Genomic DNA, 25,984 nt, shown 5'->3' with positions numbered 1-25,984 from the left:
TTGAATGAATTACTCAGTAAAGCGGTCAACAGTAGCCACAGTGGTGGGGCTTTCTACCCTGATGCTGTTGTCGGCCTGTTCAAGCGATCAGCGTTATAAGCGCCAGGTCAGCGGTGACGAATCTTATCTTGAAGCCAGTCAGTTAAATGAACTGAAAGCGCCTGCCGGAATGATCCTGCCGGTGCAGCGTGGTGATTTCGATGTGCCGCGCACGACCAGTCAGGCACCCACCGGCAAGCAGCTCGACATCCGTCCGCCAGCCCAGCCGCTGGCGCTGATGAACGGCACCCGCGCACAGTTCAGCAACAATACCGGCGCGCTGATGATTGATAACAGCCGCGGTTCAGTCTGGTCGCAGGTCGTCAACGTGGTGCAGTCATACAAATACCCGATTGCCTCCCGTAATGACGCAGGCCAGCAGCTGACGACGGACTGGGTGCAGTGGAACCGTGCTGATGAAGATCAGCAGTATCGTGGCCGCTACCAGATCAGCGTGCAGTCGCAGAGCTATCAGCAGCAGTTAACCGTTCGTCTGCTGGAGCTGCAGCAGGATGGTAAAACCATTACCTCACCTGTGCAGATCCAGCGTTACACCGCGCAGATGCTGAATGACATCAGCACCGGTATGGACAAGATTGATACGGCGAGTGAAAACGCGGCCTCTGGTCGGGTGAATGGGGCCATTGATGTGCAGAGCGGTGCAGATGATACCGGCCTGCCACTGCTGATCCTGCGTACGCCATACAACGTGGCATGGCAGCGTCTGCCTGATGCAATGAAACGCGTCGGGATGGAAGTGACCAACTCGACCCGCTCAACCGGCAGCATGAAGGTGACCTACAAGTCACTGAGCAGCAGCGACTGGGATTCAGTCGGTGCGAAAGATCCGGAATTACCAAACGGTGATTACAAAGTGCAGGTCGGCGATCTCGACAACCGCACCAGTCTGCAATTCATCGACCCGAAAGGGCATGTGCTGACCCAGTCGCAGAACGATGCGCTGGTGGCCGTGTTCCAGGCGGCGCTGAACAAATAAAGTTGCCCCAGGCCGGAGATTCTCCGGCCTTTTTATTTTGTTTTTGGCATAATAGCGCGCGGCGAAGTAAACGATTGCGTCAAGGCAATCGCCGCAGCGGCACTGGCCGCTGAACACCCGTTATTTCAAGTCTGGAGTGAACAAGATGCAAAAGCGAGCTGAGTTGTATCGCGGTAAAGCGAAAACCGTATACAGCACCGATAACCCGGATCTGCTGATACTCGAATTCCGCAACGATACATCAGCAGGTGATGGCGCCCGAATCGAGCAATTTGATCGCAAGGGAATGGTTAACAACAAGTTTAACCATTTTATCATGACTAAATTGCAGGAAGCGGGTATCCCGACCCAGATGGAAGCGCTGCTGTCAGATACTGAAGCGCTGGTGAAGAAGCTGGAGATGGTGCCGGTAGAGTGCGTGGTACGTAACCGCGCCGCAGGCTCGCTGGTAAAACGTCTGGGCGTGGAAGAGGGCATTGTGCTCAATCCGCCGCTGTTTGATCTTTTCCTGAAAGATGATGCAAAGCATGACCCGATGGTCAATGAATCCTACTGCGAAACCTTTGGCTGGGTCAGCAAACAGAACCTGGCGCGGATGCAGGAGCTGACCTTTAAAGCCAACGAGGTGCTGAGCAAACTGTTCGACGATGCGGGCCTGATTCTGGTCGACTTCAAACTGGAGTTTGGTCTGTTTAACGGCGAAGTGACGCTGGGCGATGAGTTTTCGCCAGACGGTGCGCGCCTGTGGGACAAAGAGACGCTGGATAAAATGGATAAAGACCGTTTTCGCCAGAGCCTCGGCGGCGTGGTGGAAGCCTATGAAGCGGTTGCACAGCGGCTGGGCGTGAAGCTCGACTGAGTTTGCCTGCCGCGCAGAAAGAAAAAGGAGAGCCCCGGCTCTCCTTTTTTCATTTCAGGGTAAAGCTGGTGATTGCTGCCTCACACAACTAAAATCATGCCATCTGAAAAAATGACTGAGGGAATACAGCATGCGCTGGCAAGGGCGTCGCGAAAGCGACAATGTAGAAGACCGTCGCGATCAATCGTCCGGTTTAGGCGGCGGAGGCCGCCAGATTCGTCTGCCGCGCGGTAAAGGCGGTATTGTGCTGCTGATTGTCGTGGCCATCGCGGGTTATTACGGTTACGACCTGACCGCACTGCTGACAGGTGGCGAAGTTGCACCGACCAGCCAGCAGCAACAGCGCAGCGTCAGCGCCAATGATGATGAGGCTGCGAAATTCACGAAGGTGATCCTGGCCACCACGGAAGACACCTGGGGCAAACTGTTCCAGCAGATGAATAAACAGTATGTGGCACCAAAGCTGGTGATGTATCGCGGCGCAACCCGCACCGGCTGTGGTACCGGACAGTCAGTCATGGGGCCGTTCTACTGTCCTGCCGATCAGACCGTCTACATCGACCTCTCTTTTTATGACGAGATGAAAACCAAACTCGGCGCGGACGGTGACTTCGCCCAGGGCTACGTCGTCGCGCATGAAGTTGGCCACCATGTCCAGAAACTGCTGGGCATTGAACCGAAAGTGCGTGAGATGCAGCAGGGCGCCAGCCAGACGCAGGTCAATCAGCTCTCCGTCAAAATGGAACTGCAGGCGGACTGTTTTGCCGGTGTCTGGGGACATTATATGCAGCAGGAAAATATCCTTGAAGCGGGCGATCTGCAGGAAGCGCTGAATGCCGCCGAGGCAATTGGCGATGACCGCCTGCAGCAGAAAGGTCAGGGCCGCGTGGTGCCGGACAGCTTCACCCACGGGACGTCTGAGCAGCGCTACACCTGGTTCAAGCGCGGTTTTGATGGTGGCAATCCAGGACAGTGCAACACCTTCGCCAGCAACTGATGAGTCTGCAGCATCTTACGCAGCTTATGCAGCAGGCCGGTGTGCGTCGTCTGGCGGTGATCAGCGGCGACCCGGCCTGGTGTTTACTACGGGCTGCGGCGTGGCGTGAAACGCTGACCGGCGACTGGCTGGAGTTGAGCCCGGAACCGCTGTTCTCTGCTTCAGATATAGAGCCGGGTCAGTATAAAACGCCTGTCCTGCACAAACAGCCTGCTGCGGTGCGCACGCTGCTTGGCCGTGAATTTCGTCATGCCCTGTTTGACGCCCGTCAGGGCTTTCATGCCGACGCTTTCGCTGCGCTGGCTGGCACGCTCACCGCCGGTAGCTGGCTGTTACTGCTGGTGCCGCCCTGGGAACAGTGGGCGCAGCAGCCTGACAGCGACAGCCTGCGCTGGGCCGATGTCGCTGAACCCATCGCCACCCCTTATTTTGTTCACCACCTGCAACAGCTGATATTAGCGGATGACCAGGTGCTGCTGGAGCGGCAGCATCAGCCATGCCGGTTTCCGGCGCAGCCGGACTGGCCGCAGTGGCACTGTCAGGCACCGCAGCAGCAGCAGCAGGCGATACTCGATCAGCTGATGAGGCTGCCAGCGGGGGTTGCCGTGCTGACCGCGCCTCGCGGACGCGGTAAATCGGCGCTGGCGGGCATGCTGGCACGAATGAACGGACATTGTCTGGTGACGGCTCCGGCCAAAGCCTCAACGGAGGTGCTGAGCACCTTTGCTGCTGACGCTTTTCACTTTATGGCACCCGATGCGCTGCTGGCGCTGGAGGCGTCGCCGCAGGCGGAATGGCTGATTGTGGATGAAGCGGCGGCGATCCCGGCACCGCTGCTGCAGGAGCTGGTCAGTCGATATCCCCGCGTATTGCTCACCACCACCGTACAGGGCTACGAAGGAAGCGGGCGCGGGTTTATCCTTAAATTCTGCGCCGGGCTTCCTGATGCACACTATTTTACGCTCGATGAGCCGCTGCGCTGGTCGCGTTTCGATCCGCTGGAGCAGTGGCTGAACCAGGCGCTGCTGTTTGACGATACCGCCGCACCCGCACCCGATTGCCCTGTAACGCCTCATCGTGTTGAGCGCCACGATTTCGGTGCGCTGGAGGCCGCGTATCGTCTGCTGACCAGTGCGCACTATCGTACCTCGCCACTTGATCTGCGCCGCCTGCTGGATGCTCCGGGCATGCAGCTGTGGCGGGCCGGTGATGCGCCGGCGTTACAAGGCGCGCTCTGGCTGGTGGAAGAGGGCGGTCTTGAACCTGCACTGGCACAGGCTGTCTGGGCGGGCACCCGGCGACCCCGCGGGAATCTGGTGGCGCAGTCGCTGGCAGCCCATGCCGGTCTGGCTGAGGCGGCGACATTGCGCTCGCTGCGCATCAGCCGTATTGCCGTGGCGGCGGAGCGGCGTCGTCTGGGAACCGGACAGCAACTGGTTGCTGCAGCGGCCAGTGCGGCCGCCGGATATGACTACCTCTCCGTCAGCTTCGGCTACACTGAATCTCTCTGGGCGTTCTGGCGCGCCTGTGGCTTTAGCCTGGTGCGGATTGGCAGTCAGCGCGAAGCCAGCAGCGGCTGCTACGCGGCGATGGCCATGTTGCCCTGTTCTGCTGCGGGTGAGGCATTGCAGCACCGCGCGGCAGAACAGCTGGCGCGAGACTGGCCGCTGTTGCGCCAGCATATCGCACTGGAACTGCAGTTTGATCAGGTTACTGACGACGGATTGACCGCACAGGATATTCGTCTGGCGGCGGGTTTTGCCTGGGCGCAGCGGCCACTGGAAGCGAGCCTGCCGGTGTTGCAGCGTCTGGTGCGGGCCAGTTCAGCCTCTTTACCGCTGCTGGCTGCGGCGGTTGCCACACCCACAGCCCTGGGCGAACTGGCCCGGCAGGCGGGAGTGAGCGGGCGCAAAGCGCTGATAGCTAAGCTGCGTCAGCAGGCGGCAGCGGCCCTCCAGACACTGGGCGTTGATGCGGCCTTGCTGCACCTGCCGTTGAAATAATTCGACCAGCTGGTTCAAATTATCCTTATATGATTTTGTGCCAGGCGGCGTAGAGTGAATACAGGAGGTCAACATGACACTGAAATATGTAATCGTTCAACAGCCTGCCACTACAGCGCAGCTGTTTCTGCTCTACCATGGCGTTGGCGATAATCCGGATTCAATGGGCGAGATTGGCAACTGGTTTGCCCGAACGTTTCCCGAAGCGCTGGTGGTGTCCGTCGGCTCTCCTGGTGCGGGTCGTCAGTGGTTCGGCGAAACCGACCTGCACGATCAGACCGTCCAGCAGCGGGTTGATGCGGCGATGCCGCAGTTTGTTGAGTCTGTGCGCCACTGGCAAAAAAAGAGCAGCGTGCGGCCGGAAGCGACAGCGTTAATCGGCTTTTCGCAGGGCGGCAGTATGGTGCTGGAAGGGGTTAAGGCGCATCCGGATCTGGCGGGCCGCGCGGTGGTGTTTAATGGCCGGTTTATCACCCTGCCGGAAAAGGCCAGTACCCGCACCACCATTCACCTGATCCACGGTGATTATGATGAGCAGATCCCGCTGCATCATGCGCAGCAGGCGGAGCAGCGGCTGACCGCCTGCGGTGGCGATGTTACCCTGGATATCGTTGACGATCTGGCGCACGCCATCGATCAACGCAGCATGGAGCTGGCGCTGAATCATCTGCGTTATACGGTGCCAAAACGCTACTTTGATGAGGCGTTAAGCGGCGCAAAACCGGGTGACGATGATGTTATCGTTATGATGTAAAAAGCCCCTGCGTAGCAGGGGCATTTCAGACTGCTGACAACGCCGAATCGGGGTAATCCCACCGCCACGCATAAATTCAACACGCAGGGAACACGGTCAGAGGAGGAAAGCGTCCCGCGCCAGGGATGGTGCGGGCCGAGCGGCCAGGGAATGGCTTTAGCGACTTTCCGATCTGACCGTGTTCTCTGCGCAAGCTCGATCTTAACGCTGATGAGAGCTGACTTTGTGAAGAACCATAAAAAAGCCCCTGCTATGCAGGGGCTTTTTCGTTTACTTTTTCTTCGGCCAGTTGTCGTCGTCATCCCATTTATCGTTGAAATCACGATGCGGCGGCAGGTCAGGTTTGTTATCCATAAATTTTTTATGATCGATGCGTTTCAGATCTTTATAAACGTTCATCAGCACGCCAACCATCAGCAGGATCACCAGGATCCACCAGTAATCTTTAATAAATTCCATTTGCTGCTCCTTAAAACCGCCGTCAGGCGATCAGTTGTTCCATGATGCGTTGGTACATCCGGCTCAGCATCTGCAGGTCGGAGGCTTTCACACACTCATTGATTTTATGAATGGTGGCATTCACTGGCCCCAGTTCCACCACCTGTGCACCCATCCGGGCAATAAAGCGGCCATCGGAGGTTCCGCCCGTGGTCAGCAGCTGCGGCTTAATTTCATTATAGTGCGCTACAGCTTTCACGACGGCATCAACCAGTTTACCGCGCGTGGTCAGGAAGGGCTGGCCAGAGAGTTTCCACTCAATGGTGTAACGCAGCTGGTGACGATCCAGCAGCTCTGCGACCCGCTGACGAATCATCTCATCGGTGAGTTCGGTGCTGAAGCGGAAGTTAAACTGCACAAACAGCTCGCCGGGGATCACATTGTTACTGCCGGTGCCCGCCTGGACGTTGGCAATCTGCATGCTGGTCGCCGGGAAGAACTCATTCCCCTGATCCCACTCGGTCGCGACCAGCTCGTTCAGCGCCGGCATCGCCCGGTGAACCGGGTTATCCGCCAGATGCGGATAGGCGACGTGGCCCTGCACGCCATGCACCATCAGGTTAGCGGTGATTGAGCCGCGACGGCCATTTTTCACCACATCACCCACCACTTCCGTGCTGGAGGGCTCGCCGACCAGGCAATAGTCGAGCCGTTCGCGGCGCGCCATCAGTCGTTCAACCACTTTAACTGTGCCGTTGGCCCCGCTGGCCTCTTCATCGGAGGTAATCATAAAGGCGAGTCGCCCTCGGTGATTGGGACGCACCGCAACAAAACGTTCGGCAGCCACCACCATTGCCGCCAGCGATCCTTTCATGTCGGCCGCGCCGCGACCAAACAGCATGCCGTCGCGGATGGTGGGTTCAAACGGCGGATTAATCCAGCGGCTGGCATCGCCAGGCGGCACCACATCGGTGTGACCGGCAAACGCCAGCGTTTCACCTTCGCCACGGGTGGCCCAGAAATTCAGGGTGTCGTCGATGTTCATCGTTTCAATCTTAAAGCCAATGGCTTCAAGACGGGCGATCAGCAGAGCCTGACATCCGGCATCATCGGGGCTGAGAGAGGGGCGACGAATAAGCTGCTGCGTCAGCTCAATGACCGGGCAAAACATATTATGACTTCTCCTGGATAGCATTCTGATAGGTGGCTTCGCTGAAACCGGCGAGCAGGGAGCCATCCGGGGCGCGCAACAGCGGACGCTTAATCATGGCGGGATGCGCCAGCATCAGCGCTTTGGCGCTGCTGGCATCGGTAACCGCGTCGCGATCACTCTCAGGCAATTTACGCCAGGTGGTACCCCGGGTGTTAAGCAGAGCCTGATAACCCAGTGCATCGATAAACTCCTGCAGCAGGGCATCGCTCAGGCCATCCGCACGGTAGTCGTGGAAGTGATAGTCAACGCCTGCGTCTGTTAAAAAGCGCCGGGCTTTTTTTATGGTGTCGCAATTTTTAATCCCGAACATCACCCACTGCGTGCTCATGGCCCGATCCTTATTGTCCTGTGAGAAGTGAAAGCTGAAAAAAGCAGCCAAAGTGCGAGTTTACCATAGTGTGATCCGTTGCGGCATCTGCCACGGCGCGGGAACAGGGCCGCAGGGCACGCTAGCGAGGACATCGTCTGGCATCGGGTAAACGCTATCAATTTCGTAGCTAATCATTACCCTGCTTATCAATAAGAGCTTAGGAATTTCGCCATGTTGATAAAATAGTCTACCGTTGGGTTTAAACTAAATTATTTTCAACAGGGTTAAGGAGTTGCTGAAGTGTGCGTCAGCTTGCAAAACCAGCAACATTCATGTTTTTATGACGGTTGCCGATAGATATAACAGGTGTAAACGTATTCACCTGTATAAAAAAAGCGCGTAATATTGCCAGCACAATAAGAGAGGGCATTATGATTGACACTGAAATGGGAACCTGGAAAGAATTTATCGAAGCGATGTTACGCAACAAGTAACGCGCGAAGAAAAAAGCAGGTTAATCCCGCTTGCTGGAATTCTTACCACACACAGAAATAAGGCGGCCACTGATATCAGTGACCGCTTTTTATTTGCGCCTCTATTTAGTCGAGCGGCTTCTCTTTGAGCGGGAAGCGGCGGCGTACCAGCACAAAGAACAGCGGCACAAAAAAGATCGCCAGCAGTGTGGCAGAGATCATTCCGCCCATCACACCGGTTCCCACGGCATGCTGGCTGCCGGAGCCCGCTCCGCTGCTGATCGCCATGGGCAGTACACCAAAAATAAAGGCCAGCGAGGTCATCAGAATCGGCCGCAGACGCTGACGCGATGCCTCCAGCGTAGATTCCACCAGCTCGCGTCCACGGCTGTTGATCTCATTAGCAAATTCTACAATCAGGATGGCGTTTTTGGCGGATAACCCCACTACCGTCAGCAGGCCAACCTGGAAATAGACATCATTTTCCAGCCCACGCATCCAGGTGGCGATTAGTGCCCCGACCACGCCCAGCGGCACCACCAGCATCACCGAGAACGGGATCGACCAGCTTTCATACAGCGCGGCCAGGCAGAGGAAGACCACCAGCAGCGAAATCGCATAAAGTGCCGGCGCCTGCGAACCGGAGAGCCGCTCCTGATAAGAGGCACCGGTCCACTGAAACCCGACGCCAAGCGGCAGGGCATTAACCAGTTTTTCCATCTCATCCATCGCCGTGCCGCTGCTGACGCCGCTGGCCGCTTCACCGACAATCTCCAGCGACGAATAGCCATTGTAGCGTTCAAGACGCGGGGAACCGGTCTCCCAGCGGCTGGTGGCAAACGCGGAGAAGGGCACCATTTTGCCGCTGCTGTTGCGCACGTACCATTTATTGATGTCGTCTGGCAGCATGCGGAATTCAGCGGCGGCCTGCACATAGACCTTCTTCACCCGGCCACGATCCAGGAAGTCATTCACGTAGCTGGAGCCCCACGCGGTGGTCAGGGTGTCGTTGATGGTATCCAGCGACACGCCCAGCGCCTGCGCTTTACGTGCATCAACATCGATCTGCAGCTGCGGGCTGTCATCCAGTCCATTGTGTCGTACCCGCGACAGCGCGTTGTCATTGCCCGCCATCTCCAGCAGTTTGTCACGCATCGCCATCAGTTGGGTATGACCGACGCCCGCGTGATCCTGCAGTTGCAGGTCAAAGCCGGAGCTGCTGCCCATGCCGGTGATGGCTGGCGGGCTGCTGGCAATCACCCGACCCTCTTTGATCTTCTGGAATGCCTTCGTCGCGCGATCGATAATCGCGAACGAGGTGCGATCCGCACCGGGCCGCGCTTCCCAGTCTTTCAGCCGCACAAACAGACGCGCCACGTTTTGTCCATTGCCGCCCGGACCTGCGCCGATGGTGGAGAAGACCGACAGCACATTGGCCTTCTCCTCGGTGAGATAATAGTTTTCGACTTTGGCGACGACGCTGGCAGTTTGCTCAAGCGTCGCGCCTGCCGGAAGCTGAACCTGCGTCAGGAATACGCCGCGATCTTCCAGCGGCAGAAACGACGTCGGCAGACGCAGAAACAGAAAGGCCATCAGGCCGATGATGCCGAGATAGAGCAGCAGCCAGCGACCGCCCTTGCGCAGGATACCCGCGACCCCGCGCTCGTAGCGGTCAGCATTGCGATTAAAGTGACGATTGAACCAGCCGAAGAAGCCGCGACGCTCAGGCTGCTCGCCCTGCGCCACGGGTTTGAGCAGCGTGGCACAGAGCGCCGGTGTCAGGATCATCGCCACCAGCACCGACAGCACCATCGCCGACACAATGGTAATTGAGAACTGACGGTAGATGGCGCCGACGGTGCCGCCGAAAAACGCCATCGGCACAAACACCGCAGAGAGCACCAGCGCGATGCCCACCAGCGCGCCCTGAATCTGGCCCATCGATTTTCGGGTGGCGGCACGCGGCGAGAGTCCCTCTTCATGCATGATACGTTCAACGTTTTCCACCACCACGATGGCATCATCCACCAGCAGCCCGATCGCCAGCACCATGGCAAACATGGTCAGGGTATTGATGCTGAACCCGCAGGCATAGAGCACGCTGAAGGTGCCGAACAGCACTACCGGCACCGCAATAGTAGGAATTAAGGTGGCGCGGAAGTTCTGCATAAACAGGTACATCACGCCAAAAACCAGCACAATCGCCTCCAGCAGCGTCTTCACCACATCGGTGATTGACGCTTTAACGAAAGGGGAGGTTTCATAGGCGATTTTTGCTTCCAGACCGTGTGGGAAGTAGTGGGACAGCTCCTCAATACGCGCCCGCACCAGCTTATCGGTGTTCATCTCGTTGGCACCGGACGCAAGCTTCACCCCCAGGCCTGACGCGGGCTGGCCGTTGTAACGACTCAGATAATCATACTTCTCAGCGCCCAGCGCCACACTGGCGACATCGCCCAGCGTCACCACCGAACCATCGGGATTGTTCTTCAGGGTAATCGCCCGGAACTGCTCAGGGGTCTGCAGCATCGACTGGGCGTTGACCGTAGCGTTAAGCGCCTGTTTCTCTACCGACGGCAGGCCACCCACCTGACCCACGGCAACCTGGGTGTTCTGCGACTGGATCGCGCTGACCACATCTTCCGTGGTCAGCGAGTAGGCGATCAGTTTATTGGGATCGAGCCAGATACGCATCGCATATTGCGAGCCGTAAGCGTCAACCTGGCCGACGCCATCAATACGGCTTAGAGGATCCTGAATATTACTGGCGACATAGTCTGAAATATCCTGCTTATCCATGCTGCCGTCGGTTGAAACGAATGCCACCATCAGAATATTACTGTCACCGGTTTTATTGACGGTTACACCCTGCGACTGCACCGCCTGTGGCAATTTGCGCAGTGCGGATTGCAGCTGGTTCTGTACCTGCTGACGGGCTTCATCGGGATTGGTCCCGGCGGTAAAGGTGAGGGTGATCTGTGCCTGGCCGGTGTTGCTGCTGTTAGAGGACATGTACATCAGATTATCGATGCCGGTCATGTTCTGCTCGATCACCTGGGTAACGGTGTTTTCCAGCGTCTGGGCGGATGCGCCCGGATAGTTAGCGGTGATGCGCACGTTGGGCGGTGCCAGATCGGGGTACTGTTCAATAGGCAGCGAAATAATCGAAAGCGTGCCACACAGGCACAGCAGAATCGCCAGAACCCAGGCAAAGATAGGGCGGTCGATAAAGAAATTCGACATTAAATCGACACTCCTCACTACTTTTATCGTTGGTCAGGCCCACCAGCAAAGAGCGCTCTGGCAGGAAAATCGGCGGGTCTTTGCCATGATTCTCCGCCGCCGTTTACTCTACGTGCGGCAGCGGGGGAAATCGTGGAGAAATTGAGGAGAAAATGTAAATTCGTTGGCTATTTGCGGCTTTCAAGCCACATCACCGTGGCGGCGACGCGTGAGCGGACATCCAGTTTCCGCAGCAGGTTACGAATATGCACTTTTACCGTCTCTTCAGAGATATGCAGAATAGCGGCAACCTCTTTATTCGACAGGCCACGCGCCACCTCCTGCAGCACATCCCGTTCGCGCTCGGTGAGCTGACGCAGAGGATCGGCACTGTGCTGGCGATTAGCCAGATAGCGGGTGACGCCCTCGCTGAAGACCTTTTCGCCCCGTGATGCCTGCAGGATATGCGCCAGCAGGACCTCCGGCTCGCTGTCCTTGAGCAGATAGCCGTCAGCACCGGCATCCACCATGGCAAAAATATCGCTGCGGGCGTCAGAGACGGTCAGCACCAGAATGCGCGAGCTGATCCCTTCATGGCGTAGCGCCTTCAGCGTATCCAGTCCGGACATGCCTTTCATATTCAGGTCGAGCAGAATGATGTCCGGTTCCTGATGACGGGCCTCCGCCAGCGCTTCAGTGCCATTGCTGGCTTCGGCGATCACCTCCAGCCGGGGATCCAGCGCCAGCAGCTGACGGACACCGCGGCGCATCAGCGGGTGGTCATCCACAATCATCAATGTTAATGCGGGCTGTTGCATATTTTCTCCGTTTCATCGGTTTCAGACTGCGGCAGATCAGACGGTATTGGTCAGGGACAACACCCTGTTCTGTATCGAATAGTCCGCGGTCGCAAACCGATAGATTATTTTAATGAATTAAGATTAGCTCTGGCCTGCTATTCCAGCGGGCGCGCCGGTTGCGGTGGAAAGCGCAACTCCACCCTGGTACCCCGTGGCTGTGCGTGGAGGGTCAGATGGCCGCTCAGGCGCTGAGCGCGCTCCGCCATAATAGTCAGGCCGTAATGGCCCGGCGGTTCGTCAGTGCTGTTCATCCCCACGCCATCATCCGTAATTGTCAGTAAGTGCTCACCTTTTTCACTGTGCTGATAATCCACCCGGATAACCTGGGCACTGGCGTGACGAATCGCATTCAGCAGCGCCTCACGGACGATCTGCAACACATGCACCTGCTGTTGTGCTTCCAGACTCTGCAGGCCGGTCTGATAGTTAAAGTGTATCTCTGCACTGCTCTTCTCCTGCAGCGAGGCGATCATCGCCTGCATGGCCGCCACCAGATCCGCCTGCTCAATGGTCAGACGGAAGGTGGTCAACAGTTCGCGCAACTGACGATAGGCTTCGGCCAGCGCCTGATCGAAGTCCGCGATAATGGTATGGGCGGCGCTATCGTCTTTATCAACGGCGCGGCGTAGCAGGGTCAGCTGAATGCGTAAAAACGAGAGCGACTGCGCCAGCGAGTCATGTAATTCCCGGGCAATGGTCGTGCGCTCTTCAATCAGCAGCATCTGCTGATACTGCTGCTGTGCCTGCCAGATCCAGATAGCTCGTCCCAGCATCGCCGCCAGGCTGCGCATCAGTTCATCCGGAGGCGGGGCGCCAGCTGTCTGCCAGCGCAGCTCGCCGATCTGCTGCTCGTCCTGCTGTAACGGCAGACGTTGCCACTGACCGGCGGCCTGATCATCACCGGCGCGAAACTGAAACTGGTCACTGTCGAGCCGGATCGCCGTCAGTTTCTCACGCGTCAGTACATTGGTTAACACGGCTTCAAACAGTGCCGGATGCAGCGGGCTGGCGGTCAGCATTTGTGAGCTGTCATAGAGTAGCGACAGCGTGCGATTCGCCTGGGTTAAATCTTCCGTTTTGGCGCGCACCGTGCTTTCCAGCAGCTGGTAGTGCGAATGCAGACGTGCCGCCATGCCACTGAAGGCATGCGACAGCACCCGCAGTTCATTCTGCTGTTCAACGTGCAGCGGCGGAAAAGCAAAGTTGCCGCTCTCAACATAGCGACTGGCGGTGACCAGCGCATTAAGCGGGCGCACCACCTGCAGTCGGGTAAAGCGAATCGTCATCAGTGCCAGCGCCACAATCGCAATGACCCCCACCAGGCTGCTGGCGGCCACCAGATGCATTTTCAACTCGGTATAGCGCTGCAGACCCAGCACAAAGCGATCGATTTCACCGACGTAGATCGGCACCTGCTGCTGATAAGCCACGGTATCGCCCTGTTGCAACTGCTGCTGCAGCGAGGGCCAGGCGGCACGCAGCCGTTGATAGCGAACACTTACTTCACGGGGTACCCAGGGCCGATCGAGTTTTTGCAGCACCGGCGCATCCAGCGTTTGCTGATAGCGCGCCAGATGATGAGCCAGATTTTGCGGCTGACGGCTGGCATCCCAGGCCATGCGATAGCTCTGCATGCGCAGTGAACCCGCCAGATTGATCGCCTCCGCGTCGCGCTGGCTGCTCAGGAGCGTGACTAATGCCAGACCGGTGGTGAGCAGCGACAGCAGGACAATGGCGCTGAGCGCCTGAGCGATGCTTTGAGTTACGGAACGTTTAACAATCACATGAATGGCCCTGTTGAGAGTGCGGGAATTATAAGAGCGCATTAACGTAACGCAAATGATCCATTCCCTGTTTATCGCACAGGACGTTACACATCGCACATAAAATGACCGCAACTGACAGTTCCCAGGACGTGCTGCTATTCCACGCTTAAAAAAGGAACAGGTTTACATCGTCCCGATGTTGCTTTTCATTGCAGCGCTAATAATTCATCCAGTCATCAAATCAATCCCGATCACAGATTAAGGAGCATCCAATGAAAAAGCTGAATGCTGTCCTGGCGGGCGCATTACTGGCTACCGCCTCATTTGCCACTTTCGCCGCCACGCCGGTCGATCAGTCGCAGGCGCAGAGTATGCAAAGCATCGGTAGCGTTTCGGTCTCCGGCGTTCGCGGCTCACTGGACGATGCGAATCGCCAGCTGTCGCAAAAAGCGGAAGAGATGGGCGCCAGCCATTACCGCGTTATTGGTGTCGATAACCCAGGCGACTCCAGCCTGTGGAGCGGCACCGCAGAGATTTATCGCTAACCCAACCCTCCTGTTTCCATCCCTGTAGCTTTTACCGGCCTGAAAATGGCCGGTTTTTTTGTTTTTGTGCATCAGGATGGATTCTTACAAATCAGCCTGTGCATCTGCCCGGTATATTTTGCTTCGTTCTTGCAGAACGGGTAGGATTCATCGCCGTAAATTCCCGCGCTGCCTGGCACTCACTCACAGGCAAACGCACAGAGGAAAATACCCCATTTCACAGGGCATTACGCCTGAAATAGGGATGCGACGACTGATAGTCAGGACAAACAGGAATGCTATGAAATCTAAAAACAAAACCCCAGGCGAGATGCGCGCTGCGAAACGACGCTGGCTCAATTCTCATGACGCCGGCTACCAGAAGGCGATGGGTAACCGTCACGTACAGATGATTGCGATCGGCGGTGCCATTGGTACCGGTTTGTTCCTGGGCGCAGGTGGCCGTTTGCAGGCTGCTGGCCCCGCCTTAGCCATCATCTATCTGGTGTGTGGCATCTTCTCCTTCTTTATTCTGCGTGCGCTGGGCGAACTGGTGTTACACCGTCCCAGCAGCGGCAGCTTCGTCTCCTACGCCCGTGAATTCCTGGGTGAGAAAGCTTCCTACGTGGCGGGCTGGATGTACTTCGTCAACTGGGCAATGACCGGCATCGTCGATATCACCGCCGTCGCGCTCTACATGCACTACTGGGGCGCATTTGGTGATGTGCCACAGTGGGTGTTCGCCCTGGGCGCGCTGGCGATTGTCGGCACCATGAACATGATCGGCGTAAAGTGGTTTGCCGAGATGGAGTTCTGGTTTGCGCTGGTGAAAGTGCTGGCGATTGTGATCTTCCTGGTGGTGGGCGTGGTGTTCCTTGGCACCGGCAAACCGCTGGATGGCAACAGCACCGGCTTCCATCTGATCACCGATAACGGTGGCATGTTCCCACACGGCTTACTGCCTGCGCTGGTGCTGATTCAGGGTGTGGTGTTCGCCTTTGCCTCTATCGAACTGGTAGGTACGGCGGCGGGAGAATGTAAAGACCCGAAAACCATGCTGCCGAAAGCGATCAACAGCGTGATCTGGCGTATCGGCCTGTTCTACGTTGGTTCCGTGGTCCTGCTGGTGCTGCTGCTGCCGTGGAACGCCTATCAGGCGGGTCAGAGTCCGTTTGTTACCTTCTTCTCGAAGCTGGGCGTACCTTACGTTGGCAGCATCATGAATATCGTGGTGCTGAGTGCGGCGCTCTCCAGCCTGAACTCTGGCCTCTACTCAACCGGGCGTATTCTGCGCTCCATGTCGATGGGTGGCTCTGCACCGAAATTCATGTCTAAGATGAACGGTCAGCAGGTGCCTTATGCCGGTATTCTGGTGACCATCGCCGTCTATGTGATTGGTGTGGTGCTTAACTACTATGTGCCTTCTCAGGTGTTTGAGATTGTCCTGAACATCGCCTCGCTGGGGATTATCTCCTCCTGGGCCTTTATCGTGGTTTGTCAGCTGCGTCTGCGCAAAGCGATTAAAGAGGGCAAGGCGGATGATGTCAGCTTCAAGCTGCCAGGCGCGCCGTTTACCTCATGGCTGACGCTGCTGTTCCTGTTCAGCGTACTGGTGCTGATGGCGTTTGACTACCCGAACGGGACTTACACCATCGCCTCCATTCCGCTGATCGCGGTATTGCTGGTGCTGGGATGGTTTGGCGTGCGTAAGCGTGTTCACGCCATAGCTGAGACCGAACAGGATCATCACGAAGAGGAGCCTCAGCCGACCCGACTGGCTGACGACACCTCGCGCTGATAAGCTCTGCAGCAATCAGGCCAGCCTTCGGGCTGGCTTTTTTTTGTCCGCCAACCGCCTCATTCACCGCGAGAATTAGGATAGTTTTCCCGCAAGCTTGCCCCTATGATGAAAGGCTCCCTTTATGCGGTAGCGGAGTCCTCATGTCGTTTAAGATCAACATCATCAAAGATAAGCTCCTGTCCGAAAACTGGTTTGTGCTGCGTAACTACACCTATGAGATCACCGATGGTCGTGGCGAGGTTATCCGCCATAAACGTGAAGTCTACGATCGCGGAAACGGGGCGACCATCCTGCTCTATAACCGTGAAAAGAACAGCGTGGTCCTGACGCGCCAGTTCCGTATCGCCACTTACGTCAACGGTAACGAAGGCGGCATGTTAATCGAAGCCTGCGCAGGCTTGCTGGACGACGACTCTCCGGAAGATTGCATTCGCAAAGAGGCGATTGAAGAGACCGGTTATGCGGTGGGCGAGGTGGAGAAACTCTATGCCTGCTATATGTCGCCGGGCGGCGTCACTGAATTGATCCACTTTTTCGCAGCGGAATATAATGAATCGCTGCGCGACAATGCGGGCGGCGGCGTTGAAGATGAGTCGATCGACGTGCTGGAACTGCCTTTCCCTGATGCACTGGCAATGGTCGCCGATGGCCGCATTCGCGACGGCAAAACTGTCATGCTGTTGCAGCATGCGCAGATTGCTGGCTGGCTGATACCATAAAAAATCATGCAGTTAGCCTGTTGCAGCGTGACGGCGTTGAGCGTGGAAAGTGAAGCATAATCCACTTTTCATGCACGCTTTTTAAGCAGTTAACTGCGCTTTTTGCACAGGTTCACAGAATGGGAACCCTGGCAGGCCCGTTGATGCGCTATCCTCTCCACTCTGGGTATTCGGGGATCGATTTTCTTAATGTCGTATTGGATGAAATCGCTGTGGCTGTTGCCGTCTCTGTGGGTTGCCTGTGTTCAGGCGGAACCGTTGCAAAAGTCATTCAACGACTGGCAAATCACCTGCAACAATGAAGCCTTTTGCGTGGCGCGCAATATTCCGGGCGACAAAGGGTTAGTAATGACGATTTCGCGGCATGCGGGCGTCAACGATCGCCCCTTGCTGCGAATCGACTACGGCAGTGCCTACAGTGGCGCGCTGCCGGGCGGTTCGCTTCAGGACAACCTGCTACTGGACCAGCGCCGTCTGAAACCCGACCTCAAACACTGGACGGTTGAACCGCATCATCTCGCCACCAGCAATGCCATCGCAATTGATGAGTTTCTTGATCTGGTGATGGAGGCGAAAACCCTTCAGCTCACTTTCGATCCCAATGCGCTGATCTCCCTGCGCGGCATGAAGGCCGCGCTGTTGCTGATGGATGACACCCAGGGGCGGGTCAACAGCATGAGCGCATGGGTCAAACGTGGCGATCGCGCCAGCTGGGATGTTCCGCCACCGCCTGCGCTGCCGCCACTGCCGCCTGCTGTCGAGCCACCCGCGGCATTAACACGCGACGAGACCAGCGGATTAATTGATTACGGCACCTGGCGGGTCAATACCGACTCCTGCTCACTCGATCCACTGCGCCGTGAAGTCAGCGTTGCGCCACTCACCGATCAGCGCGCGCTGCTGCTGGTGAGTTGTGAAATGGGGGCTTATAACGTGATCGATCTGGCGTTTGAAGTGACGCGCAGTCAGCCGTATGTCGCGCGCGGCATCACCTTAACTCTGCCGTTTACCCCACCAGGTGCCAGCGATCGGCAGCTTGAGCTGATCAACGCCGAATATGATGCGGCCAGCGGCCAGCTCTACACCTTTGGTAAAGGGCGTGGATTGGGTGATTGTGGCAGTGCCACACGCTGGCAGTTTGATGGCACGCGTTTTGTGTTAGCGGAGTATGCGGAAGAGTCGACCTGTGACGCCTGGCACAGCAGTGATGACTGGCCAACCCTGTGGGTCAGCCAGTCTGACGGTGGCGTACAGCAGCGTTAACGAATCGCCTGCACCATCATCGGTGAGCCAAGCTGATTACCGACCAGTTCGGCCAGCATATTATTCACGCCGTCGCTCATTGGCGTAAAGCGGGTCAGCGGCGAGCGTGTCACCACCACAAATACCCCCACATTATACTGCGGCACCATCGCCATATAGGTGATGAAACCGCCGCCGCCGCCGGTTTTCTGAATAATGCCAGGGCGACCATTTTTCGGCCCCATAAAGACCCAGCCCATCCCCAGCGCATCTGCTTTGCCCGGCACATCCATGCCTTCTACTTTGCTCAGCTGATCGCGACGATAGATCAGCGTCTGCAGTCGATCGATCTGCGGCGTGCGGTGGTTAACCGAAGAGTTAAGGAACTGCTGCATCCAGCGGCCCATATCATCCGGCGTGGAGTAAACGCCGCCGCTGCCAATCGCCGCCAGGGTGTTATTGCACGGACTGGCCCCTTTTTCCGCCACCATCAGGCGTCCGCACTGCTCAGGCGACGGCGTAAACGTCGTGTCCTTCATGCCGAGCGGGCGGGTAATCAGCTGCTGAAACAGCGCCGGATAGGGTTTGCCGGTGGCGCGCGACAGCGCATCACCCAGCAGATCGTAGCCCAGGTTGGAGTAGGCGGCACTGCTGCCCGGTGCCGCTTTGAGGTTAGCGCGCGACAGCCACGCCCAGCGTTCACCACGGGTCGGCCAGACAAATACCGGACGCTGCGCTTTGCCGCCTGGCTGTTCGCGCGGCAGTCCGCTGGTGTGGGTCGAGAGGTTGATCAGGCGAATGGGCTGACCATTGTAGGTGGGCACGCGTGAACCCGGCGGCGCATATTTACTCAGGGGATCGTCGAGGCGAATCTGTCCGCGCTCAGCCAGCTTCACCATCACTTCACTGGTCATCAGCTTACTCAGCGAGGCGATGCGAATCAGCGAATCTTTCTGCGGACGGATATTGTTGCCGGGACGGGTTTCACCAAAGCTGGCGAACACCCGCTGATTGCCATCAATCGCCACCAGTGCCATGCCGGTTGCACCGCTGCCGTAAAAGATATGTTCCGCATAGCGATCAACAATCTGAGAGGCCAGCAGTGGATCGGGCGCGACCTGCGCCATGCTTTTTAATGGAAGCAGTGAAACCATCAGGGCCAGTAAATAGGGTGTGCGCATGTTCAACGGAAGTGGCTTCGCTATAAAATCGGAGGAAATCTGCCTTCACTCATCGGGATGCATCAGGACAGAACCGCGTTATCCCGGCAGAACAACAGCAGGAACAGACGGACAGTCAGCGCACAGGCAGCATTAAGTATGACGGCTCTATAGTAATGAGTTTGCGCAGGGCGGGAAGAGGGGAATGGAGTTTTTTTTATGTATCAGGCTATAAGTGGAAATGGCCCTTCCCGGTGAGCCGGGAAGGGCATAAGCATTAAACTGGCTTGAGTAATGCTTCAGCGTGGCTGACGATATTCTCTACCGTGAAGCCAAACTCCGGGAACAGCTGACTGGCCGGGGCCGATTCACCAAAGGTGGTCATACCGACAATCGCACCGTCCAGACCGACATACTTGAACCAGTAGTCAGCAATACCCGCTTCTACCGCCACACGCGCCTTCACGCCGCTCGGCAGTACGGATTCGCGGTAAGCGGCATCCTGCGCATCAAACAGGTCAGTAGAAGGCAGTGAAACCACCCGCACCTTGTGACCGCCTGAAGTGAGCTTGTCCGCTGCACCCAGGGTGATCTCAATCTCTGAACCGGTTGCGATCAGAATCACTTCTGGTGTGCCGTCGCAATCCTTCAGCACGTAGCCGCCGCGTTTGATGTTTTCGATCTGCTCCGGGGTACGTTCCGGCTGCAGCAGATTCTGACGCGAGAGGATCAGCGCTGTCGGGCCGTGATGACGTTCGACGGCGGCTTTCCACGCTACAGCGGTTTCGACCTGATCGCACGGACGCCATACGCTCATGTTTGGCGTCAGACGCAGGCTGGCGATCTGCTCTACCGGCTGGTGCGTCGGACCATCTTCGCCCAGACCGATGGAGTCATGGGTGTAGACCAGAATCTGTCGTGCCTTCATCAGTGCAGCCATACGCGCGGCGTTTCGCGCATATTCAACAAACATCAGGAAGGTTGCGGTGTAGGGAACGAAACCGCCATGGTGCGCGATACCGTTACCAATCGCCGTCATACCAAATTCACGCACGCCGTAGTGAATGTAGTTACCGGCCGGATCCTCTTTGATCGATTTAGAACCGGACCAGATGGTGAGGTTACTCGGTGCCAGGTCAGCAGAACCGCCGAGGAACTCCGGCAGCATTTTGCCGTAGGCTTCCAGCGAGTTTTGTGACGCTTTACGGCTGGCGATTTTCTGCGGGTTAGCCTGCAACTCCTGAATGAACCGGGTCGCTTCGGTTTCCCAGTTGGCGGGCATTTCGCCATTCATCCGGCGCTCATACTCTTTCGCCAGCTCGGGATGGGCTTCTTTGTAAGCCGCAAATTTTGCATCCCAGGCTTTTTCACGTTCAGCTCCCGCCGCTTTAGCATCCCACTGCTGGTAGATTTCAGCCGGGATCTCAAACGCCGGATAGTTCCAGCCGAGCTGTTTGCGGGTCAGGGCAACTTCTGCCTCACCCAGCGCCGCGCCGTGCGACTCCTCTTTACCGGCTTTGTTCGGCGAACCGAAACCGATAATGGTGCGGCAGATAATCAGTGAAGGCTTATCGGTGACGCTCTGCGCTTCTTTGATCGCCTCACGAATGGCATCAGCATCATGGCCGTCAATGTCGCCAATCACATGCCAGTTGTAGGACTCAAAGCGTTTATGGGTGTCGTCAGTAAACCAGCCTTCGGTCTCGCCATCGATCGAGATACCGTTATGGTCATAGAAGCCGATCAGTTTGCCGAGACCCAGGGTCCCCGCCAGTGAACAGACTTCGTGCGAGATGCCTTCCATCAGACAGCCATCGCCCATAAACACATAGGTGTGGTGATCGACAATCTCATGATCCGGACGGTTAAACTGTGCGGCCAGCGTGCGTTCTGCAATCGCTAAGCCCACGGCGTTAGCCAGTCCCTGACCCAGCGGGCCGGTGGTGGTTTCAACGCCTGGGGTGTAGCCGATTTCCGGGTGACCTGGCGTTTTAGAGTGCAGCTGACGGAAATTTTTCAGCTCTTCAATCGGCAGGTCATAACCGCTCAGGTGCAGCAGGCTATAGAGCAGCATCGAGCCGTGGCCGTTGGAGAGGATAAAGCGGTCGCGATCAAGCCAGGCGGGATTGGTCGGATTATGCTGGAGGAAGTCGCGCCACAACACTTCGGCGATATCGGCCATTCCCATTGGCGCACCGGGGTGGCCTGAATTTGCCTTCTGTACCGCATCCATGCTCAGTGCACGAATCGCGTTTGCCAACTCTCTGCGTGAGGACATAAAGTTCTCCCTTGTTATGCATCAGGGCGGGAAAGTCCCGCCCGACTAAAATAAAGACTACAGGCGTGCGGCGAGCACATCTTCCAGCTTCTGCTGGTCAACCGCGAACTGGCGGATGCCGTCAGAGAGTTTTTCAACTGCCATCGGATCCTGATTATGTTCCCAACGGAACTCCGCCTCGGAGAGCGGCGACGGCTGGTGGAAGCCTTCAGTTGAAGGCTCCAGTTTGCGCTCAAGCGGCGCATCACTGTTCTGCAACTCTTCCAGCAGGTTAGGTGACAGGGTCAGGCGGTCGCAGCCTGCCAGCGCGATAATCTGCTCCACTTTACGGAAGCTGGCGCCCATGATGATGGTGCTGTAACGGTGCTTTTTGTAGTAATCGTAGATGCGACGCACGGATTTCACGCCCGGATCTTCATCCGCCACGTAGGGGTCCATGGGTTTGCGCGAGTTATACCAGTCGTAGATGCGGCCAACGAACGGGGAGATCAGGAACACGCCCGCTTCGGCACAGGCACGGGCCTGAGCAAAGGAGAAGAGCAGTGTCAGGTTGCACTGAATACCGTTTTTCTCCAGCTCTTCCGCAGCGCGGATGCCTTCCCAGGTAGAGGCCAGCTTAATCAGTACGCGTGAGCGATCGATACCGTGCTCTTCATACATCCGAATCAGTTTTTCTGCTTTGGTCACACACATGCCACGATCGAAGGAGAGGCGCGCATCCACTTCGGTCGAAACACGGCCCGGTATGCTTTTCAGGATTTCCATACCAAGGTTGATCGCCACTTTGTCGCTGGCGTTGATAATCTGCGTCTCTTTGCTGCCGCCCTGTTTTTTGGCGTACTCAATCGCGTCATCCATCAGGTGCTTATACCCTTCGAGACCGGACGCTTTCAGAATGAGTGAGGGGTTGGTGGTGGCGTCTTCCGGATGGTAATTACGAATCGATTCGATATCACCACTGTCCGCCACCACGGTGGTGAACTGTTTTAGGGCTTCTAGCTGGTTCATCTCTAAACTCCTTGAAAAGAAAAATGAAAGCGAACAGGGGGCACCTCAGGCCTCGCAGCCGGTCTGTGGCATGTTCTGCTACCGGGAACGCGAACCCATAACATTGCAACAGAGAGTTTCTGATGAACATGCGGTTTCTCTGATTGTTGCGCTGCGAGGCGGTGCGAAGGAGCCGTCATGCGGTGTTAACCGTGGGGTGCGCCATATTCCACCCATAAGCATAGCAGTCAGGAGGAATGACGCAGGCCACACTGTAGCAATCTGTGCCCTGTCAAAAAGAAGAGGCCGATCAGGCGAGAGGTAAGCGCAGCGCGGGTTGAGACCCGCGCTGCAGCGGCAGAAACGATCAGACTGGCAGGTTCAGCCAGTTCTTCACCGGCAGGAAATCGCGATAGAGGGCGGCTTCAGGTGAGTCGGCATCGGGCTGATAATCATATTCCCAGCGCACCAGCGGGGGCATCGACATCAGGATCGATTCAGTGCGACCGCCGGTCTGCAGACCAAATAGCGTGCCGCGGTCCCACACCAGATTAAACTCCACATAGCGACCACGGCGATAGAGCTGGAACTGGCGCTCACGATCGCCCCACGGGTGTGCTTTACGGCGCGCTACAATCGGCCGATAGGCATCCATAAAGCCGCGGCCAACCGCCTGCATAAAGCTGAAGCTCTGCTCAAAGTCGGGCGTGTTGAGATCGTCAAAAAACAGGCCGCCAATGCCGCGCTGCTCATCACGATGCTTCAGATAGAAATAGTCATCACACCACTTTTTATAGCGCGGATAGACATCCTCGCCAAAAGGCTGGCAGAGGTCAGCGGCGGTCTGGTGCCAGTGCAGCGCATCTTCTTCGAAGCCATAAAAAGGGGTCAGGTCAAATCCGCCACCAAACCACCAGACGGGATCGGCACCCGGTTTCTCCGCGATAAAAAAGCGCACGTTAGCGTGGCTGGTGGGCACATAGGGATTGTTCGGGTGGATCACCAGCGACACGCCCATCGCTTCAAAGCTGCGACCCGCCAGCTCCGGCCGGTGTGCAGTGGCGGATGCAGGCATCTGATCGCCATGCACGTGCGAAAAGTTGACGCCCGCCTGCTCAAACACCGCGCCGTTGCGCAGGACGCGGCTCTGACCGCCGCCGCCGCCGGGACGCTGCCAGCTATCTTCGGCAAACGCTGCGCCGCCATCTTCAGCCGCCAGCTGGTTACAAATCTCATCCTGCAATGCGAGCAGGAACGCTTTTACGCGGGAAATATCAGCCATTTTTTCGCTTATGGTTTGTCAAAGTCTGACGCGATTATACGCAAAACCGCGCCGCTTGCATGAGTGCGGCGAGTCGCACGGCCTGAACCGGCGACACGCATCAGGCGTTTCGCCGATCAAACTCATCAAAGTAATTGACGATGCCGCTGGCAATAGCCGAGGCGATTTTCTGGCGAAACGCGGTGGTGCCAAGCAGCTGCTCTTCACGCGGATTGGTAATAAAGGAGGTCTCGACCAGTACCGAGGGGATCGACGGTGACTTGAGTACCGCGAAGGCAGCCTGCTCGGTGTGCTGGCTGTGAAGATGATGAACCGGGCGGATCTGATCCAGTACATGCTTGCCCAGCGTCAGGCTGTTTTTGATGGTGTCCGTCTGCACCAGATCGAACAGGATCTGCTGCAGATAGTGATCCTGCTGCTGCGCTTTCACGCCACCCAGCTTGTCCGCATCGTTCTCCCGCTGTGACAGATAACGCGCCATCGAGCTACTGGCACCGCGATTAGAGAGCGCAAACACCGAGGCACCGCTGGCATCGGGACTGGTAAAACCGTCGGCATGAATCGACATAAAGAGATCTGCGCCGTGCTGGTGGGCGATCTCTACCCGCTGATAGAGCGGAATAAAGTGGTCGCTGTCGCGGGTCAGACGCACTTCTATACGCGGATGGCTCTGTAGCTGACGCTGCACGTTGCCGGCAATCTCCAGCACGATGTGTTTCTCTTCGGAACCCTCTTCGCCAACGGCACCAGAGTCGATGCCGCCGTGACCGGGGTCGATCATCACGATACGTTTACCGTTCTTTGCGGGCGGGGCAGGGCGCGAATGACGATTTGCACCGGTAAGGGCTGACTGCTCTTTAGCCTGAACCGCGCGCGGCGATAGAATGGCCAGAGCCAGCCCGGAAAGCAGTAACTGACGGCGATGAATCAAACGTTTAAGCAGGTGCATGTGCGGGTCCGGTAACAGGAATCTTGCCGGTGTTATAGCCTAAGGGGCTGCTGCCTGCGATCACAGAACCATTTCAGGGCATTACTTTGTATTGCAGGTCGCGAACAGTAAATTTGCGCTTTTTTATTTGTCGCCCGTCATGGAGGGTTGCGTGCGGCAGAGAATGCGTGATAATCAGCAAATTGTGCTTATTTGCAGGTAAAGAAGATGGAAATCCGCGCCTTCCGCCAGGAAGATTTTGAAGAAGTGATCACCTTATGGGAACGTTGCGATTTGTTACGGCCATGGAACGATCCTGAGCTGGATATCGAACGCAAAATGAATCACGACCCCGATCTCTTTCTGGTCGCTGAAGTGGGCGGCGTGGTCGTTGGCACACTGATGGGCGGCTATGATGGCCATCGCGGCGCGGCTTACTATCTGGCCGTGCATCCCGACTATCAGGGACGCGGCTTTGCGAATGCGCTGATGAACCGTCTGGAGAAGAAGCTTATCGCGCGCGGCTGTCCGAAACTGCATCTGATGATCCGCGAAGAGAATGATCAGGTGGTGGCGTTCTATGAGAAGCTCGATTATGAGCCGGTTGATGCGCTGCTGTTTGGTAAACGTCTGATCGAAGATCGTGAATACTAAGCCGTCACCGGGCTATCTGCCGGACGAGTATGACGCCAGAGGGCAGCTGCGGCTGCCGTTTCTTTTTTGGCTGATCCTGTTACTCCAGGCGCGGACCTGGCTGCTGCTGGTGATGGCCGGGGCGTCACGGCAGCAGGGTAACGATCTGCTGGCGCTGTTCTATCCGGATCGTCAGGCGTTCTGGATCGGTCTTGCGCTGGGTTTACCGGCGCTGGCGGGCCTGCTGCTGACCGGATATCGCACCCGCCTGCCGCGACTCTGGCAGCACTGGCGCAGCGTGCTGGCGCTGTCGCTGCTGGTGAATCTGCTCTGGCAGGGAATGCAGTTTGTGCAGGGCGATCTGCTCACCTCACCGCTGCCATTGCTGCTGACGTTGTTTGACCTGCTGGCGCTGATCTGGCTGCAATCCAGCCGCCGCTGTCGTGACTGCTTTCTGCCCGAACATCATCTTCACTAAACTTTTTGTCGCTTTGCGACT

Annotated in this window: 22 protein-coding genes; 11 read left to right on the top strand and 11 right to left on the bottom strand. The window is 57.0% G+C overall.

Annotation, left to right across the window (positions count from 1 at the left end):
* Nucleotides 1-4 precede the first annotated feature (4 nt).
* The 5 genes from bamC to ypfH all read left to right on the top strand — a co-directional run bounded on the left by bamC (nucleotide 5) and on the right by ypfH (nucleotide 5,649).
* Nucleotides 5-1,036 (top strand): outer membrane protein assembly factor BamC, encoded by a 1,032-nt coding sequence (bamC, locus tag EPG66_RS10050; RefSeq protein WP_182686672.1) that lies wholly within the window; start codon nucleotides 5-7, stop codon nucleotides 1,034-1,036.
* Between the two features lie 145 nt (nucleotides 1,037-1,181).
* Nucleotides 1,182-1,895 carry a phosphoribosylaminoimidazolesuccinocarboxamide synthase gene (purC, locus tag EPG66_RS10045; protein WP_010260002.1) on the top strand — a complete coding sequence of 238 codons (714 nt, stop codon included), beginning with the start codon at nucleotides 1,182-1,184 and terminating at the stop codon, nucleotides 1,893-1,895.
* A gap of 130 nt (nucleotides 1,896-2,025) precedes the next feature.
* Nucleotides 2,026-2,892: a KPN_02809 family neutral zinc metallopeptidase gene (gene ypfJ, locus EPG66_RS10040; protein ID WP_010259999.1), complete on the top strand. Its 867-nt coding sequence runs from the start codon at nucleotides 2,026-2,028 to the stop codon at nucleotides 2,890-2,892.
* A complete protein-coding gene (locus tag EPG66_RS10035) occupies nucleotides 2,892-4,895 on the top strand; it encodes a tRNA(Met) cytidine acetyltransferase TmcA (protein WP_182686745.1) in 2,004 nt (667 codons plus the stop codon). Before ypfJ ends, EPG66_RS10035 begins: the two co-directional genes overlap by 1 nt.
* A gap of 73 nt (nucleotides 4,896-4,968) precedes the next feature.
* Nucleotides 4,969-5,649: an esterase gene (ypfH, locus tag EPG66_RS10030; RefSeq protein WP_163657813.1), complete on the top strand. Its 681-nt coding sequence runs from the start codon at nucleotides 4,969-4,971 to the stop codon at nucleotides 5,647-5,649.
* Between the two features lie 270 nt (nucleotides 5,650-5,919).
* Here ypfH and EPG66_RS10025 read toward each other — a convergent pair whose 3' ends face one another.
* The 6 genes from EPG66_RS10025 to narQ all read right to left on the bottom strand — a co-directional run bounded on the left by EPG66_RS10025 (nucleotide 5,920) and on the right by narQ (nucleotide 13,949).
* Nucleotides 5,920-6,108, bottom strand: a complete 189-nt coding sequence (locus EPG66_RS10025) for a YpfN family protein (RefSeq protein ID WP_003848800.1) — start codon at nucleotides 6,106-6,108, stop codon at nucleotides 5,920-5,922.
* A 22-nt stretch (nucleotides 6,109-6,130) separates the two neighbouring features.
* The gene (dapE, locus tag EPG66_RS10020) at nucleotides 6,131-7,258 is read right to left on the bottom strand and encodes a succinyl-diaminopimelate desuccinylase (protein ID WP_010671351.1); all 1,128 of its coding nucleotides are present in this window, start codon (nucleotides 7,256-7,258) and stop codon (nucleotides 6,131-6,133) included.
* Between the two features lies 1 nt (nucleotide 7,259).
* Nucleotides 7,260-7,628, bottom strand: coding sequence for an ArsC family reductase (locus EPG66_RS10015; RefSeq protein WP_031592574.1), 369 nt, complete (start codon nucleotides 7,626-7,628; stop codon nucleotides 7,260-7,262).
* A gap of 581 nt (nucleotides 7,629-8,209) precedes the next feature.
* Nucleotides 8,210-11,326 carry a multidrug efflux RND transporter permease AcrD gene (gene acrD / locus EPG66_RS10010; protein WP_039390832.1) on the bottom strand — a complete coding sequence of 1,039 codons (3,117 nt, stop codon included), beginning with the start codon at nucleotides 11,324-11,326 and terminating at the stop codon, nucleotides 8,210-8,212.
* A 167-nt stretch (nucleotides 11,327-11,493) separates the two neighbouring features.
* Nucleotides 11,494-12,123 (bottom strand): two-component system response regulator NarL, encoded by a 630-nt coding sequence (gene narL / locus EPG66_RS10005; protein ID WP_010259976.1) that lies wholly within the window; start codon nucleotides 12,121-12,123, stop codon nucleotides 11,494-11,496.
* A gap of 137 nt (nucleotides 12,124-12,260) precedes the next feature.
* Nucleotides 12,261-13,949: a nitrate/nitrite two-component system sensor histidine kinase NarQ gene (narQ, locus tag EPG66_RS10000; protein WP_039390917.1), complete on the bottom strand. Its 1,689-nt coding sequence runs from the start codon at nucleotides 13,947-13,949 to the stop codon at nucleotides 12,261-12,263.
* Nucleotides 13,950-14,203: 254 nt separating this feature from the next.
* Here narQ and EPG66_RS09995 point away from each other — a divergent pair, with 254 nt between their 5' ends.
* The 4 genes from EPG66_RS09995 (at nucleotide 14,204) to EPG66_RS09980 (ending at nucleotide 18,238) form a co-directional block, all read left to right on the top strand.
* Nucleotides 14,204-14,476, top strand: a complete 273-nt coding sequence (locus EPG66_RS09995; protein WP_031592576.1) for a YdgH/BhsA/McbA family protein — start codon at nucleotides 14,204-14,206, stop codon at nucleotides 14,474-14,476.
* Between the two features lie 280 nt (nucleotides 14,477-14,756).
* Nucleotides 14,757-16,253, top strand: coding sequence for an L-asparagine permease (ansP, locus tag EPG66_RS09990; RefSeq protein ID WP_010671357.1), 1,497 nt, complete (start codon nucleotides 14,757-14,759; stop codon nucleotides 16,251-16,253).
* Nucleotides 16,254-16,396: 143 nt separating this feature from the next.
* Entirely contained in the window at nucleotides 16,397-16,975 is a 579-nt protein-coding gene (gene nudK, locus EPG66_RS09985; protein WP_031592577.1) for a GDP-mannose pyrophosphatase NudK, read from the top strand.
* Between the two features lie 189 nt (nucleotides 16,976-17,164).
* Nucleotides 17,165-18,238, top strand: coding sequence for a DUF1176 domain-containing protein (locus tag EPG66_RS09980; RefSeq protein WP_010259965.1), 1,074 nt, complete (start codon nucleotides 17,165-17,167; stop codon nucleotides 18,236-18,238).
* On the opposite strand, the gene ampH is transcribed toward EPG66_RS09980, so the two are convergent.
* From ampH to amiA, 5 genes are all read right to left on the bottom strand, one after another.
* A complete protein-coding gene (gene ampH, locus EPG66_RS09975; RefSeq protein WP_182686670.1) occupies nucleotides 18,235-19,398 on the bottom strand; it encodes a D-alanyl-D-alanine-carboxypeptidase/endopeptidase AmpH in 1,164 nt (387 codons plus the stop codon). The two genes, EPG66_RS09980 and ampH, sit on opposite strands and share 4 nt — an antisense overlap.
* Before the next feature lie 256 nt (nucleotides 19,399-19,654).
* Nucleotides 19,655-21,655: a transketolase gene (gene tkt, locus EPG66_RS09970; RefSeq protein ID WP_010259958.1), complete on the bottom strand. Its 2,001-nt coding sequence runs from the start codon at nucleotides 21,653-21,655 to the stop codon at nucleotides 19,655-19,657.
* Between the two features lie 57 nt (nucleotides 21,656-21,712).
* On the bottom strand, nucleotides 21,713-22,663 hold the full coding sequence (gene tal / locus EPG66_RS09965; protein ID WP_010259954.1) for a transaldolase: 951 nt from the start codon (nucleotides 22,661-22,663) through the stop codon (nucleotides 21,713-21,715).
* A gap of 346 nt (nucleotides 22,664-23,009) precedes the next feature.
* Nucleotides 23,010-23,924, bottom strand: coding sequence for an oxygen-dependent coproporphyrinogen oxidase (hemF, locus tag EPG66_RS09960; RefSeq protein ID WP_010259951.1), 915 nt, complete (start codon nucleotides 23,922-23,924; stop codon nucleotides 23,010-23,012).
* Between the two features lie 100 nt (nucleotides 23,925-24,024).
* Nucleotides 24,025-24,873, bottom strand: coding sequence for an N-acetylmuramoyl-L-alanine amidase AmiA (amiA, locus tag EPG66_RS09955; RefSeq protein WP_010259947.1), 849 nt, complete (start codon nucleotides 24,871-24,873; stop codon nucleotides 24,025-24,027).
* A gap of 207 nt (nucleotides 24,874-25,080) precedes the next feature.
* Between amiA and EPG66_RS09950 the strand changes: the two genes are divergently transcribed.
* Nucleotides 25,081-25,506, top strand: a complete 426-nt coding sequence (locus tag EPG66_RS09950) for a GNAT family acetyltransferase (RefSeq protein ID WP_003848834.1) — start codon at nucleotides 25,081-25,083, stop codon at nucleotides 25,504-25,506.
* Nucleotides 25,496-25,963: a DUF2919 family protein gene (locus tag EPG66_RS09945; RefSeq protein ID WP_010259942.1), complete on the top strand. Its 468-nt coding sequence runs from the start codon at nucleotides 25,496-25,498 to the stop codon at nucleotides 25,961-25,963. Before EPG66_RS09950 ends, EPG66_RS09945 begins: the two co-directional genes overlap by 11 nt.
* Nucleotides 25,964-25,984: the final 21 nt, after the last annotated feature.

This window comes from Pantoea pleuroti (genome assembly GCF_014156615.1).
GTDB classification, from domain to species: Bacteria; Pseudomonadota; Gammaproteobacteria; order Enterobacterales; family Enterobacteriaceae; genus Pantoea; species Pantoea agglomerans.
The sequence above is the reverse complement of the archived record's forward strand: the minus strand, read 5'-3'. Positions and strand labels throughout refer to the sequence as shown.